15 protein-coding genes and 1 pseudogene are annotated in these 14,412 nt (G+C 68.1%); 12 read left to right on the top strand and 4 right to left on the bottom strand.

The genetic code is table 11. From position 1 onward, the window contains the following. The first annotated feature begins 1 nt into the window (after position 1). Positions 2–748, top strand: a complete 747-nt coding sequence (locus BJF87_RS23420) for a DNA alkylation repair protein (protein ID WP_075864000.1) — start codon at positions 2–4, stop codon at positions 746–748. Positions 749–752: 4 nt separating this feature from the next. On the opposite strand, the gene BJF87_RS23425 is transcribed toward BJF87_RS23420, so the two are convergent. From BJF87_RS23425 to mftR, 3 genes are all read right to left on the bottom strand, one after another. Next, entirely contained in the window at positions 753–1,142 is a 390-nt protein-coding gene (locus BJF87_RS23425; protein WP_084813255.1) for a DoxX-like family protein, read from the bottom strand. A 36-nt stretch (positions 1,143–1,178) separates the two neighbouring features. Further along, positions 1,179–2,237 carry a ferredoxin--NADP reductase gene (locus tag BJF87_RS23430; protein WP_035753527.1) on the bottom strand — a complete coding sequence of 353 codons (1,059 nt, stop codon included), beginning with the start codon at positions 2,235–2,237 and terminating at the stop codon, positions 1,179–1,181. Between the two features lie 126 nt (positions 2,238–2,363). Continuing rightward, complete coding sequence (mftR, locus tag BJF87_RS23435; protein ID WP_075864001.1) at positions 2,364–2,993, bottom strand: mycofactocin system transcriptional regulator; 630 nt, start codon at positions 2,991–2,993, stop codon at positions 2,364–2,366. Positions 2,994–3,153: 160 nt separating this feature from the next. Here mftR and mftA point away from each other — a divergent pair, with 160 nt between their 5' ends. From mftA to BJF87_RS23460, 5 genes and pseudogenes are all read left to right on the top strand, one after another. Then, on the top strand, positions 3,154–3,261 hold the full coding sequence (gene mftA, locus BJF87_RS23440) for a mycofactocin precursor MftA (protein ID WP_035753529.1): 108 nt from the start codon (positions 3,154–3,156) through the stop codon (positions 3,259–3,261). Further along, entirely contained in the window at positions 3,261–3,620 is a 360-nt protein-coding gene (gene mftB / locus BJF87_RS23445) for a mycofactocin biosynthesis chaperone MftB (protein ID WP_075864002.1), read from the top strand. The genes mftA and mftB overlap by 1 nt, the downstream gene beginning before the upstream one ends. A gap of 69 nt (positions 3,621–3,689) precedes the next feature. Beyond that, a complete protein-coding gene (gene mftC / locus BJF87_RS23450; protein WP_035753532.1) occupies positions 3,690–4,979 on the top strand; it encodes a mycofactocin radical SAM maturase in 1,290 nt (429 codons plus the stop codon). A 93-nt stretch (positions 4,980–5,072) separates the two neighbouring features. Beyond that, positions 5,073–6,271, top strand: a pseudogene (gene mftD / locus BJF87_RS23455) (pre-mycofactocin synthase MftD). 132 nt (positions 6,272–6,403) lie between these two features. Continuing rightward, positions 6,404–7,216 carry a mycofactocin-coupled SDR family oxidoreductase gene (locus BJF87_RS23460; RefSeq protein WP_075864003.1) on the top strand — a complete coding sequence of 271 codons (813 nt, stop codon included), beginning with the start codon at positions 6,404–6,406 and terminating at the stop codon, positions 7,214–7,216. 486 nt (positions 7,217–7,702) lie between these two features. On the opposite strand, the gene BJF87_RS23465 is transcribed toward BJF87_RS23460, so the two are convergent. After that, complete coding sequence (locus BJF87_RS23465) at positions 7,703–8,812, bottom strand: CaiB/BaiF CoA-transferase family protein (protein ID WP_075864004.1); 1,110 nt, start codon at positions 8,810–8,812, stop codon at positions 7,703–7,705. A gap of 178 nt (positions 8,813–8,990) precedes the next feature. Between BJF87_RS23465 and mftE the strand changes: the two genes are divergently transcribed. From mftE to BJF87_RS23495, 6 genes are all read left to right on the top strand, one after another. Further along, on the top strand, positions 8,991–9,701 hold the full coding sequence (gene mftE / locus BJF87_RS23470; RefSeq protein ID WP_075864005.1) for a mycofactocin biosynthesis peptidyl-dipeptidase MftE: 711 nt from the start codon (positions 8,991–8,993) through the stop codon (positions 9,699–9,701). After that, the gene (gene mftF, locus BJF87_RS23475; RefSeq protein WP_075864006.1) at positions 9,698–11,299 is read left to right on the top strand and encodes a mycofactocin biosynthesis glycosyltransferase MftF; all 1,602 of its coding nucleotides are present in this window, start codon (positions 9,698–9,700) and stop codon (positions 11,297–11,299) included. Before mftE ends, mftF begins: the two co-directional genes overlap by 4 nt. A 35-nt stretch (positions 11,300–11,334) precedes the next feature. Next, entirely contained in the window at positions 11,335–12,672 is a 1,338-nt protein-coding gene (mftG, locus tag BJF87_RS23480; RefSeq protein ID WP_075864027.1) for a mycofactocin system GMC family oxidoreductase MftG, read from the top strand. A gap of 135 nt (positions 12,673–12,807) precedes the next feature. Next, the gene (locus BJF87_RS23485) at positions 12,808–13,239 is read left to right on the top strand and encodes a PPOX class F420-dependent oxidoreductase (RefSeq protein WP_075864007.1); all 432 of its coding nucleotides are present in this window, start codon (positions 12,808–12,810) and stop codon (positions 13,237–13,239) included. Positions 13,240–13,251: 12 nt separating this feature from the next. Further along, positions 13,252–13,500 carry a hypothetical protein gene (locus BJF87_RS23490; RefSeq protein ID WP_075864008.1) on the top strand — a complete coding sequence of 83 codons (249 nt, stop codon included), beginning with the start codon at positions 13,252–13,254 and terminating at the stop codon, positions 13,498–13,500. 3 nt (positions 13,501–13,503) lie between these two features. Beyond that, complete coding sequence (locus BJF87_RS23495; protein WP_075864009.1) at positions 13,504–14,367, top strand: LLM class flavin-dependent oxidoreductase; 864 nt, start codon at positions 13,504–13,506, stop codon at positions 14,365–14,367. The last annotated feature ends 45 nt before the right edge of the window (positions 14,368–14,412 follow it).

Below are 14,412 nucleotides of genomic sequence, written 5' to 3' on the forward strand. Positions count from 1 at the left end.
GGTGGGTGCCGAGCTGACGGCTGCAGCGGTGCGCGCGGCCGCTGCCGAGGTCGCCGACCCGCAACGCGCCGTCGACCTCGCCAGGTTCTTCCAGGTGCGCCCCGGCGGCTACGGCGAGGGCGACGAGTTCATCGGCCTGCGCGTGCCGCAGCAGCGGGCCATCGCCAAGCGGTTCCGTGGCATCGACGCCGGTGAGGTTGTCGCGCTGTTGGATTCGCCGGTCCACGAGCATCGGTTCATCGCGTTGGCCCTGCTGCGGGGTGAGTTCGAACGTGCCCTACGGCCGCGATCGGGCCCGGACCGGGACGAGGCTGCGAGGTGGGTCGAGCTGTACCTCGACGCGGTTCGCCGGGGCCGGGTGAACAACTGGGATCTCGTGGACTCCTCGGCCGATCCGGTACTCGGTGAGTACTGCCGCCTGCGCGGCGACTCCGGCGTCATCGTCGATCACGCCGCCGACGACGACCTGTGGCGGCGTCGGGTGGGGATCATCGCGACCTTCGCCCACATCAAACACGAGGACGCATCGGTCCTTCTGTCGGTGGCGCCACTCGTCCGCGACGACCGTCGGGACCTCATCCAGAAAGCTTTCGGATGGATGCTCCGGGAGACCGGCAAACGCGTCGACGATCGGATACTCCTGACGTACCTCGAGGAGAACGCCGGCCGAATGGGCCGCACCGCACTGAGTTACGCGATCGAGCACCGGAGCCCGGAGGAACGCGCGTACTTCCGTGCGTTGAGGTGAGGGGTCAGCCCTCGCGCGCCACGCGGATCGCCGCCCAGATCATCGGGAACTGGAACGGCAGGCGTGCCAGGGCGACGATCCGGTAGGGCAGTGGCTTGTCCCACCAGAGGCGCACCATGTTGAGGTTGGCGGGATAGACGGCGAGGAACAACAGCGCCGACAAAGCCGCGGAGAGACGACGGGTCCGCGGCACGAGAAGTCCGGCGCCCAAGCCGATCTCGGCGACACCGGACAGGTAGGTCAGGGTCCGCGGATCGCCGGGGATCTCCTCCGGGATGATCTCGTCGAACGGTTTGGGTGCGACGAAGTGAAGCACGCCGATGCCGAGGAGCATCACCGCCAGGCCGCGGGCGAGTTGGAGCGGATTCAGCCGAGACTTCCGGATGGTGGTCACGTCGTCGTGCTCCTTCGCGTTGGTCGGAACTGCCTGTCAGAACTCGATCTTGAGCGAGTCCGAGGTCGGGTGGGCCTGGCAGCCCAGGATGTACCCGTCCTCGATGTCCTCGGGGTCGAGGGCGCCGGCGTTGTCCATGTCGACGGTGCCCTCGGTGAGGGTGCAGGCGCACGAACCGCATTCGCCCTCCTGGCACGAGTACGGGGCGTCGAGACCAGCCGCCAGCATCACGTCGATGAGCGTCCGCTTGCGCGGCCAGCTGAGGGTGTGGGTCTCACCGTCGAGTTCCACCTCGACCGTGGCGGCGGAGGCTTGGTCCTCTTCGCTGACCTCTTCGAGTTCGACGTCGGCGAACGGGTCGCCGGACAGCGAGTTGTACACCTCGGTGTGGACGTTGTGATGCGGGAAGTTCGCCTGTGTCAACGCTTTGTGGACGGCGTCCATGAAGGGGCCGGGGCCGCACATGTAGGCGGTGTGGGTGGTCGAGTACGGCGCGAACACCGACGCGAGAGCCGCTGCGCTGGGCAGCCCCTGCAGGCTCTCCAGCCAGTGGACGACGGTGAGCCGGTCGGCGTGCGCGTGGAGCAGGTCGCGCAGCTCGGCGGCGAAGATGACGTCGCCCTCACTGCGGTTCGCGTAGAAGAAGACGACCGGAGCGCTGCTCTTCTTCAGTGCCGCCTTGAGGATCGACATCACCGGTGTCACGCCGCTGCCCGCGGCGATCAGGAGCAGTGGGTCGTCGTAGGACTTGGGTGTGAAGACGCCCGACGGCGGCAGCACCTCGACCTGGGAGCCGGGGGCGAGGTTGTCGCAGACCCAGTTGGAGCCGTAGCCGTCGACGGTGCGCTTCACGGTCACCTTGGGGCGTGCATCGGTGTACGGCGACGACGCCAGTGAGTAGCAGCGGGCGACCGAGCCGGTCTTCTCGCTCGGGATGCGCAGGGTGAGGAACTGTCCCGGCTTGTAGTCGGTGAAGGCGGCCGACGACGCCTCGGGGACCTCGAATGCGATGGACTTGGCATCGGACGTCTCATCGATCACCTCGGCCACCGTGAGGATCACGCTTCGTGAGCCGTGAGGGGTCAGGTCAGACATGTAGCAGCTCTCCGACGTCGAGGACCGGGGCGAACCGGCCGAATTAGAACACGTTCTACTTCAGGATAGCCCAATCGGTGGGTGTCCCACGAGGCCCTGTTGGAGCCGGTGTGGTCACGCCGCCGATCATGGCACGCGGGACAGCGATGCGACTCCGTTCGCGACGGTCCGCGCGCCGTCGGAGATCAGTTCCTCGAGGTCGGCGTCGGGGTCCGCGAGCCACTGCTCGTAGGCGGCGAGCGCCGCGCCCAGGCACAACCACCCGATGGTCTGGGGCAGGTGATCGTTCTCGTCGAGGCCGAGCCGGGCCGCGCAGAACTCGGCGATGACGTGACGCCAGTCGGCGTACATGATCATCGAGTGTGCCTGGAGCGCAGGAACTCCCAGCAGCAAGGACATGCGTCGGCGGTGGTTCTCCAGTTCCTCCGGCGGCACCCGGTTGAACACCACCAGGGCGTCCACGAGAGCGTCGGCCATGGGGATGTCGGTGGGTATCTGGGCGAGCAGTCCGCGTAGCTCGCCGAGGTGGTCGTCGAACTCTCCCCATGGGATCTCGTTCTTCGACGAGTAGTACCGGAACAGCGTGCGGCGCGCGATGCCGGCGGCTTCGGCGATGTCGTCGACGCTGGTCTCCTCGAACCCCCGGGTGGTGAACAGGGCGATCGCGAGGGCGCTGATCCGGGCGCGCGAAGAGATCGGGCGTCGCCCGGGCGCGGCCCGCCCCGGGCTCGCGTCCTGCTGTGTTGTTGGAGTCATCGAGACCTCACCATATGGGATGCGCGCTCGCGCAGCGGGTGGATCGTGCCCGAATCGCCTGTCCGATCGGGCAGTTTTGCTCTACCGGTGGAAATCTGCACCGAGTGCCACTATAGTCCTTCGTGATCCCAGTCACTTAGTAGATCAGGAGGTATGGATCATGGCCGACCAGTCCGCCGTTACCGCGGCAAACTCGAACGAGACCGAGCTCATCGCCGAGTCGCTCGTCGAAGAGGTGTCGATCGATGGGATGTGCGGGGTCTACTGATGTCAGCCCCGACATCGAATCCGACCTCCGGCGACCGTTCTGCGGTCGCCGGGGTCCGGTTCGACACCTCAGCCCCCGATGCCCCCGCAGGCTTCGACACGTTCGCCGCGTGGGAGCTCAACCCGAAGGTGGCGCTGCGCCCCGAGCCGTTCGGCGCGCTGCTGTACCACTTCGGTACCCGCAAGCTCTCGTTCCTCAAGAACCTCACCGTGGTCGGGATCGTCCAGTCCCTCGCCGATCACGACTCCGCCGAGGCGGCCCTCCTGGCCGCGGGTGTCACGCCCGCCCAGCGGCCCCTGTACGTGCAGGCGCTCACGGCGCTGGCCGACAGCGCGATGATCACGCCCCGCGCGGCCTGACCGAGCTCCACCCCCGATCGACAGCCCCGATCGGCTCCCCGCTTCCGCCCAGACCCTAGGACCGACACGATGACGACCATCGAGATGCCGCCCACTGCAGCCGAACTCGTGACCTCACAGCGTGCGAGCGCGCCCGCCGACCAGGTGCCCAAGGTCGGCCGCCTCGTAGACCAGTTCGAGCGCGGCCTCGACGCGCCGATCTGCCTGACGTGGGAACTCACGTACGCCTGCAACCTGGCGTGTGTGCACTGCCTGTCGTCGTCGGGCAAGCGCGACCCGCGCGAGCTGTCGACCGAACAGTGCAAGGCGATCATCGACGAACTGCAGCGCATGCAGGTCTTCTACGTGAACATCGGCGGTGGTGAGCCGACCGTGCGCCCCGACTTCTGGGAGCTCGTCGACTACGCCACCAGCCACCAGGTGGGAGTCAAGTTCTCCACCAACGGTTTGCGCATCGACAAGAAGGTTGCCGCACGCCTCGCCGCGTCGGACTACGTCGACGTCCAGATCTCGCTCGACGGTGCCACCGCTGAGGTCAACGACGCCGTGCGCGGTCCCGGTTCCTTCGACATGGCGGTCCGGGCGCTCGAGAACCTCGCCGAGGCCGGCTTCGCCGACGCCAAGATCAGCGTCGTCATGACGCGGCAGAACGTCGCGCAGCTCGACGAGTTCAAGGCGCTTGCCGACCGCTACAACGCAACCCTGCGCATCACCCGCCTGCGTCCGTCCGGCCGTGGCGCCGACGTGTGGGACGACCTGCACCCGCTGCCCGAGCAGCAGCGTGAACTCTACGATTGGCTTGTCGCACACGGCGATCGCGTGCTCACCGGCGATTCGTTCTTCCACCTCTCGGCCTTCGGCGGGGATTCCGGCGGCGGCCTGCCCGGCCTCAACCTCTGTGGCGCGGGACGCGTCGTGTGCCTCATCGACCCGGTCGGCGACGTGTACGCCTGCCCGTTCGCGATCCACGAGAACTTCCTCGCCGGGAACATCTTGTCGGACGGCGGATTCCAGGAGATCTGGCAGCGTTCGGATCTGTTCACCGAACTGCGCGAACCGCAGAACGCCGGTGCCTGCACCAAGTGTGCGCACTTCGACGCCTGCCGCGGTGGCTGCATGGCGGCCAAGTTCTTCACCGGCCTGCCGCTGGCCGGACCGGACCCCGAGTGCGTGCAGGGTTACGGCGAGGAGCTCCTCGCCGGGGAGCGCACCAAACCGACGGCGAACAAGGATCATTCGCGCGGTACCCCGCTGACGCTGATGACCCGTCGACCCGACGGGGACCTCACCCCGGTCGGTCGGCCCACCAAGTCCTGTGATGAGAACCCGCTCGCCGGGTTCGCCCCTGCTGCGCGGTAATCCGCCCCGCGGCCCAACAGTGTCGAGTCCTCCCCGGGGTACACGGGGACCGCGGGCGATGGCACGCATCCGAATAGTGAGTGAGTAGGAGAAATGGCTCTCAACCCCTGGGCGAAAAACCCCTGGTTCGAAACGGTCACCGAGGCCCAGCGTCGGGCGAAGAAGCGACTGCCGAAGTCGGTCTACTCGTCGCTGGTCGCCGGCACGCAGGCCGGTGTGACCCTCGACGACAATGTGCAGGCCTTCAATGAACTGGGTTGGGCGCCACACGTTGTCGGCGCACAGCCGGAGCGTGAGATGACCACCTCGGTCATGGGGCAGGAGTTGTCCTTCCCGGTGATGATCTCGCCGACCGGTGTGCAGGCCGTCGACCCCGACGGCGAGGTTGCCGTCGCACGTGCCGCGGCGGCGCGTGGCACCGCGATGGGCCTGTCGAGCTTCGCCTCGCACGCCGTCGAGGAGGTCACCGCGGTCAACGACAAGGTGTTCTTCCAGATCTACTGGCTCGGCAGTCGCGAGGACATCCTCCGCCGCGCCGAGCGTGCAAGGGCCGCGGGCGCAAAGGGTCTCATCGTCACGACCGACTGGGTGTTCAACGTCGGCCGCGACTGGGGCAGCCCGGAGATCCCCGAGAAGGTGAACCTGAAGGCGCTGGTGCGTCTCGGCCCGGAGATCGCGGTCAAGCCGCGGTACGCGCTGGACTGGGTCAAGGGCGGCAAGGTCATCATCCCCGACCTCACCGCGCCGAACCTCACCCCGCAGGGTGTCCCCGGCCCGACCTTCTTCGGCGCCTACGGCGAGTGGATGGGCACCCCGCCGCCCACGTGGGAGGACCTGCAGTGGCTGCGTGAGCAGTGGGGCGGACCGTTCATGGTCAAGGGCATCACCCGTCTGGACGACGCCAAGCGCGCCGTCGACATCGGTGCGACGGCGATCTCGGTCTCCAATCACGGCGGCAACAACCTCGACGGCACCCCGGCGACGATCCGTCTGCTACCCGACATCGCCGATGCGGTCGGCAACGACATCGAGGTGCTGCTCGACGGCGGCATCCGCCGCGGTAGCGACGTCGCCAAGGCGCTGGCCCTCGGCGCCCGCGCGTGATGATCGGCCGTGCCTACCTGTGGGGTCTCGCCGCCAACGGCCAGGCAGGTGTCGAGAACGTCCTCGATCTCATGCGTATGGGCCTAGACGGCGCGCTGATGGGTCTGGGGCACAAGAGCGTGCACGACCTCTCTGCCGACGATCTGATCATCCCGGACGACTTCAAGCGGTCCTTCGGACACGTCTGATCCGAGCAGACAAACACTCCCGCCCGCCGCCGGACATCCGGTCGGCGGGCGGGAGCGTCTCGGCCCTGTTGCCGGGCAGAACCCGCGGGAAACAGCACCCGCGACAGAACTAGAACGTGTTACAGTTCTGCCATGGGACAGTTCGACGGCAAGGTCGTCTACATCACCGGCATCGCCCGTGGTCAGGGCCGTAATCACGCGGTCCGGTTCGCCCGTGAGGGCGCCGCGATCGTGGGTCTCGACATCGCGGGTCCGATCATCGACCACGCGACCTATCCGCCCGCCACGGCCGACGATCTCGAGGAGACGATCCGGCTCGTCGAGGGTGTGGGCGGCAAGATCCTTGCCCGGCAAGGTGATACGCGGGATCTCGCGTTCCAGCAGCAGCTCGTCGCGGATGCGGTCGAGCAGTTCGGCCGCCTCGATCACGTCGTCGCCAACGCTGGTGTGCTCACCTGGGGCAAGGTGTGGGAGCTGACCGAAGAGCAGTTCACCGATGTCGTCGACATCAACCTCGTCGGCGCATGGAAGACGCTCAGGGCCACCGTCCCGGCGATGCTCGAAGCCGGCAACGGCGGCTCGATCACCATCATCAGCTCGGTCGCCGGATTGAAGGCGATGCCGATGCAGGCGTCGTACACGGCGTCCAAGCACGGCCTGGTCGGTCTGACGCAGACCGCGGCCAAGGAACTCGGCCACTACCGGATTCGCGTCAACAGCGTCCACCCCTACGCGGTCGACACCCCGATGGGAGTCGCCGACACCGAGGCCCACCGACTCTTCGAAAAGCCGTGGGTGACCCCGCATTTCGTGTCGATGCTGGACTACCACCCGGTCGCGTCGTGCGACGAGATCTCCGACGCCGTCCTGTACCTGTCCTCCGACAGCGCCAAGGGCATCACCGGTGCCGAGTTCCAGATCGACATGGGGCACTCGAAGGTCTAGAAGTCGAGCACCTGACCGACGAACCTCATCTCGACCGACAGACATCGATCGAAGTCTGTCGGTCGGGTTGAAGTCGACCCGTGGTCGGGTGGGTGAGGTTGTCCCACCGGGCCTTCGAGGCTCGTCGACTTTGATGCGCTCTCTCGTCGCTTACTCGGCCCGGCGGCTTGCGCTCCCACGCCTCAGTACCCGCGGTCGGCGGGCCGCCGTCATGGAGGTCGAAGAAGCGGGGCGTTTGGCCGTTCAATGACGTTGTGTTCCGGGTGGCAGGCGATGAATGCCCCACAGCGGGTCGAACGGTCCGAAACTCGCGTCCACCTGAGCGGCTTCGGAGGGCGATATGCCCTCCGAAGCCGCTCACGGGGATGAGTTTCCCAGCGGCTTGCCGCGAGTGGGGAAGGGCGATGTAATCCGCCCTTGTTTCTCGAGCGCAGCGAGCGGTTTGCTGGTTCTTTCGCTTCAGGCGGCGGAGGGTCGACGTCAGGATCAGGCCCAGAGGGTCTTCGGGTCGACGGCCTCGGTCGAGGGGCCGACCGGGGTCTCCGGCCGGGTGCGCGAGAAGCGCGGCGCGACCTGCGCCTGGGTGACGCCGTCGATGTCGATCAGGTTGGCGCGCGCGGCCATGTGCGCGTCGGCGGGCGCCTCGGCGAAGGTCAGCACCGGCGAGGTGCAGGCATCGGTGCCGTCGAAGACCTTGGCCCACTCGTCGCGGGTGCGGGACTTGAAGGTCTCGGTGAAGATCTCCTTCAGCGTGCCCCAGTTCGCGATGTCGTTCTGCGCCGGGAGATCGGCGTCGGCCAGGCCGAGGCCCTTCAGCAGCTCGGTGTAGAACTGCGGCTCGATGGCGCCGACGGCCATGTACTTGCCGTCCGAGGTCTCGTAGACCTCGTAGTAGGGGGCGCCGGTGTCGAGCATGTTGGTGCCGCGGTCGTCGCTCCACAGGCCGGTGCCGCGGAACGCCCACATCATCTGTCCCAGAACGGAAGCGCCGTCGACCATGGCCGCGTCGACGACCTGGCCCTTGCCGGAGATGCCGCGCTCGAGCAGAGCGGCGAGCACGCCCACGACGAGGAACATCGATCCGCCGCCGAAGTCGCCGGCGAGGTTGAGCGGCGGCACCGGACGATCGTCCTTGCGGCCGATGGCGTGGAGCAGGCCGGTGAGCGAGATGTAGTTGATGTCGTGGCCGGCGAGGTTGGCGCGGGGGCCGTCCTGGCCCCAGCCGGTCATACGGCCGTACACGAGGCCGGGGTTGACCTCGGTGAGGTCACCGGGGCCGAAGCCGAGGCGTTCCATGACGCCGGGGCGGAAACCCTCGATGATGACGTCAGCCTTGGCGACGAGATCGAGGATCGTGGCGCGATCGGTCTCGTCCTTCAGGTTGGCCTCGACGACGCGACGGCCGCGCAGCAGCGCGTCGGCGTTCACGCCGGGCTTCGGCAGCGTGCCGGGACGCTGGACACGGACCACGTCGGCGCCGAGATCGGCGAGCAACATGGCCGCGTGGGGTCCCGGGCCGATACCAGCGAACTCGATGACCCGGATGGAGCTGAGTGGGCCGGGTTTTCCGCTGTTGTGGGGTGTCGTACTGCTCATGTGTCGTCCTCCGGTCGTTGTACCGCCACTGTGTCAGGCGTCACGTGTCACGCAATAGCATTCCATAACCGATCGAACGCTCGTCAATGTGGTCGGCACGACGTTTTCGGCCCGTTTTTCTCGCTGTTTTTGGGCCGAGGGGCAGAAGCCTGGGAGCACGATGGCTAGCATTGGTCAGATGACAGGACCGTCGACGCTGGGGCAGTGCAGCTGGCCGGACCTCGATGGAAAGGTGATCACTCTCGTGGTACCTCTCGGTTCTGTCGAGCAGCACGGTCCGCACCTGCCTCTGGACACCGACACGCGTATCGCCGCGGCGGTCTCCGACGTCGTCTGTGAGCGCCTCGGGGATTCCGACATTCTCCGTGCCCCCGACCTCAACTACGGCGCGAGCGGCGAGCACGAGGGCTTTGCCGGGACGATCTCGATCGGACACGACGCCCTGCGCGGGATGCTCATCGAGTACGGCCGCAGTGCCTGCCGATGGGCGCGGCGCATCGTGTTCGTCAACGGACACGGCGGCAACACGCGCACGCTGATCGACGCGGTGACCCGACTCCGCTACGAGGGGCGGGATGCCGCCTGGTTCCCGTGTGCCTTCCCGGGCGCGGACGCACATGCCGGGTTCACGGAAACCTCGGTGCTGCTTCATGTCTCGCCGTCGTCGGTCGACGCGTCGCGGGCAGTCGCCGGCAATCGTGAGCCGGTCGGCGCACTGCTCGGTGCCATGCGCGAGGGTGGTGTCGGGGCGGTCAGCCCGAACGGTGTGCTGGGTGATCCCACCAAGGCCTCCGCCGACGAGGGGCGACGCCTGGTGGCCGAGGTGACCGATCGCCTCGGTGCGGCGCTCGTCTCCTGGGAGGTCGACGACCAGGGGCGACTCGGATGACCGCACTCGACGATTCGGCCCCCCGTGGCAGTGGCTCGGCCCAGGGCATCAGTGGCGACGACGTGACCGAGGGCAGGGACGTGACCGACCGGGACACGATCGACGGCGATGCCGCCAATGAGGGAAACGTCGGCGCACAAGATGTTTCGGAGAGCGACTCTGGTGAGGATGCCGATTCGACGGACGCGAGGGCGACGGGGAACCCCGCCGACCTGCCCGACGGGTTCCAGGTCCAGATCGACTTGCGCTCCGCGCGTGGCGGCGACCTCCGATACCTCGTCGGCGGCTCGCCGACGCGGTTGATGCGCATGTCCGACACCGCGCTCGGCATGACCTCGGACGACGGTCGAATTGAGGTGTGCGACAACGTGACCCGGCGTCTCGCGCGTGCGCTTCTCGACGCCGGGGTCGCCAACCCGCGCCCGATGTTCGGCCCGCGGCCCGCCGACGTCACCGTGGTGATACCGGTCAAGGACAACCAGACCGGCGTCGACCGCCTTCTCGACGCCCTCGACGGGCTGACCGTCGTGGTCGTGGACGACGGGTCGGAGGCCCCGATCGTCGCCGACCGGCCGGGCGTGAGCGTGATCCGATTCGACGAGAATCGCGGTCCGGCGGCTGCCCGGAACGCCGGATCGGCCGCTGCCACCACCGATTTCGTGGCCTTCCTGGACTCCGACGTCGTGCCCGACCCGGACTGGCTGACGGTGCTGCTCACCCACTTCTCCGACCCCACGGTCGGGATCGTGGCCCCGCGTATCGTGGGACTCCGGTCCGCCGACCGGTCGTCCTCGCTGGCCGAGTGCTACGAGAACGGCTGGTCCTCGCTGGATATGGGCCCCGAGGAATCCGCGGTCCTGCCGTCGACCCGGGTCCCGTACGTTCCCAGCGCGGCAATCGTGGTGCGGCGCAGCGCATTCTGCGGTTTCGACGAGTCGCTCAGGGTGGCCGAGGACGTGGATGCGTGCTGGCGTATGCACGCGGCGGGATGGCGGATTCGGTACGACCCGGTCGCACGGGTGGCACATGATCACCGCACCGACATGCGGTCGGTGCTGTCTCGCCGGTGCTTCTACGGAACCGGCGCAGCCCACCTCGCCGCACGTCACGGAAACCGGGCCGCCCCGCTGGTGATGTCGGTGCCGATGGCCGCGGCCGTCGCAGCTCTGCTGACCCGGACCCGCTTCGGCACCGCGCTGGCGATGCTCATCCTGACCCATCTCGCGACCCGGCTCCGCAAACGGTTGGGCGACCTACCGTCGGCCCCGCTCGTCTCGGCGCAACTCACCGGTCGGGCCGCCGGATTCGGCCTACTCCAGGCGGCTGATGCGATCTGCCGGCACTACTGGCCGGTGGCCCTGCTCATGGCGCTCGTGTCGAGACGCTTCCGCACACTCGCGATCCAGGTGGCGATCGTCGAGGGGGTGGTGTCCTGGTTCCGGGATCTCCTCGCGGACCCGACGACCCCACCGGCGCTGGGTCCGTTCCGCTACCTGCTGATGCGCCGCCTCGACGACCTCGCCTACGGCGCAGGTCTGTGGCAGGGCGTCATCACCCATCGAGACGCGGAGGCATTGCGCCCGGTCATCTCGCGATGACGTTGCCGCGCAATGATCGTCTGACGCCCGATGACATGAGCGCCGAAGTCCTGAGCGCCGACGTCGTCATCGTCGGTGCGGGGAGTGCCGGCTGCGTCCTCGCGGAGAAGCTGTCGAGGGAACCCGGGCGGCACGTCGTGCTGCTCGAGCGGGGACCCGGACGGTGGCCGGGGCCGGAGGCGCGGGACCTGCGGCGTCTCCCCATCGACGACCACGCGCCCTACGCGGTCCGGCACGCCACCGATCTCGACGGCCTCACCGCGGCGCGGGGGTCGGCGATCGGGGGGTCCTCCGTGGTCAACGGCGGATACTTCCTGCGTTGGCATCCCGAGGACTTCGCGGACTGGCCGGAAGGCTGGGACCTCGACGCGGTCGAGGCCGCCTACTCCGAACTCGACGGGGGCGGGGACGGGGATGGGGGCACGATGGGGGTCTCGCCGGTGCCCGACGATGAACTCGGTGATGCCGGAACGTCTTTCGAGCGGTACTGGTCGGCGCGAGCGGCTGTCCGTCCGCTCGACGACCGCTGGCCGGTCACCGGCGTGAACCGGGTACTCGGCAACCGATCCGGGATGGAGCGCCGGACCGCGGCTCAGGCCTACCTCGAGCCGGCGCTCGACCGGCCGAATCTCCGCGTGGTGGCCGACTGCGAGGTCCGGCGGCTCGAGGTCTCCGGCGGGCGGCGCGTCACCGGCGTGCGTACCGATCGGGCCACCTTCAGAGCCGGCGAGGTGATCCTCGCCGGCGGCACGCTGGGCACCGCGCAACTACTACTCGCTTCAGACCTCGAGCCGCTCGGCGGGGCCGCATTCCTCGACGCCGGTGAACACCGGGGACTGGCCGTCTCCTATCGCCGAAAGGGACCGGCCGAACCCGGGATGGTGCTGCCGTCGGTGGTGCACACTGTCGATGGTCTCGAGATCCGTTGTTACCGGGATGATTTCGCGGCCTACATCGACGGTCTCCCGTACAGCGGGCCGATGGTCGAGGTGACCGCGATGGACCTATCGCCGGTGCGACTCGTCGCCGACGGCGAGCGCGTCCATCTCGTGTTCGGAGAACCGTCGGCCGAGGTCACCGCCGCGATGCGTGCGGGCGCCGACCGGGTGGTGGAGATGCTGCACTCGACCGAGTTCGCCGGCATCGTCGTTCCGGGCAGCGTCTCGGTGGCCGCGGTGCCGGGGTTCTCGCAGCACACGTGGGGCACGATGCCGATGGGTGTGCGCACCGACGCGCTCGGTGCGGTGCACGGAACCGTGGGCTTACGTATCGTCGACGGATCGATCCTGCCGACCGGCGGCCACAGCGGGCCGCATGCCACGATCATGATGGTGGCCGTCCACATCGGCAACCGATTCTCGGATGAGGGGTGAGCGAGCAATTGTTCGCCCTGGACACCGCAGCTACCCGCGGGACCGCTTCCTCCCCGCGGTGTCAGTTCCCTTCCCGCGGGTGCTATCCGGTAAGCGGGAAGGAATCGGCCACGCGGGAACACCTAGGCTGGATACATGTCTGGAACGTCGCTGTCGGATCCCGCGGTCCGGGAATTCCTGGCCTCCGGTACCAAGACCGGCCACCTCGGTTACACCGCCGCCGATGGCAGGCCCCTGGTGGTCCCGGTCTGGTTCGTCGTTGACGGAGACCGCTTGGCCTTCAACACCGGTGCTACCACCGCGAAAGGTCTTGCGCTCCTCCGTGACCCGCGTGTTGCGATGTCGGTCGACCTGCAGGAACCGCCGTACGGCTTCGTCCAGGTGCAGGGTCGTGCGCTGGTGACCGAGGATCTCGACGACGTGCGTCGGATCGCCACGCTGTGCGGCGCGCGATACATGGGTGCCGAACGGGCCGAGGAGTTCGGCGCGCGCAACGGCGTACCGGGCGAACTGGGCGTCTGGATCGAACCGAGCAAGGTCATCACGGAACTCGATGTCACTGCGTGAGTCCTCCTCGCGATGGACGTCGACACGGCGTCGTGCCTGGCCCACTGCGCCGTTCCCACGGTGCCGAAACAGCGCTGGGGTTTCATGGTCGGGTCCGCCCTGTTCGCCCATCCGGTAGCTGGTGAGCCCCACCTCGTGTGGTCTCCCGACTCCGGTGGCTCGGTTGCCTTCCTGATCAGCGGCGCGGTCGCCTTCGCCGCGTACTCCCGGTCGACGGGTCACGGTCTCGCCAGTCGCCCGCTGAGCCGAAGTACAGTGTGAGCCGTGCGCTACGGCATCTGCATCCTCCCCGATCTGACCTGGGAACAATCCCGGCCGCGGTGGATTCTGGCCGAGGCGATGGGTTTCGACCACGCCTGGACCTACGACCACCTCGTCTGGGGCGGCCTGCCGGACTCGCTCTGGTCCGGCTGCATACCGCTGTTGTCGGCGGCCGCCGTGGTCACGAGCACCATCGAACTCGGCGCGTTCGTGGTCTCGCCCAATTTCCGTCACCCGGTAGCTTTTTCGCGTGAGGTCGAGACCCTCGTCGACATCTCGGACGGTCGCTTCCTGCTGGGTCTGGGCGCCGGAGGCCAACCGGACGACGTCGTGCTCGGGCAGCCGGCGCTCACCGTCGGTCAGCGGGTCGACCGATTCCAGGAGTTCGTCGGACTGCTCGAGATGACCCTGAGCGAGGATCACGTCGACGCGGACGGCCGCTACTTCCGCGCGCGGAACATGCGCCTGGGACGTGGACCGGTACGAGACCGGGTGCCTTTCCTGCTCGCCGGCAACGGTCCACGCTCGGTGCGGTTCGCCGCCCGTCACGGTGACGCGTGGGTGACCACCGGCCAGGCGACGGAGGGCCTCGACGAGTGGTTCGGGTCCGTCGGACGGGCCGTCGCCATCGTCGACGAGGAACTGGGTCGGCGACCGGGCCGTCGGATCGACCGATACCTCAGTCTCGAGGCCGCCCCGCGTAACCCGCTCGAGAGTGTCGGCCTGTTCGACGACATGGTCGGCCGCGCAGCCGAACTCGGCTTCACCGACATCATCGTGCCCTGGCCGCGGGACACCGAACCCTACAAGGCGTCGATGGACGTTCTCGAGGCGATCGCGGAGCGCGGGCTGGGTCAGAGCCGGTAGACCCGGAACGGGCCGCGCGACGAATCGCGCGGCCCGATCGATCAG

It is taken from the genome of Gordonia sp. CNJ-863 (genome assembly GCF_001942325.1).
GTDB lineage: Bacteria > Actinomycetota > Actinomycetes > Mycobacteriales > Mycobacteriaceae > Gordonia > Gordonia alkanivorans.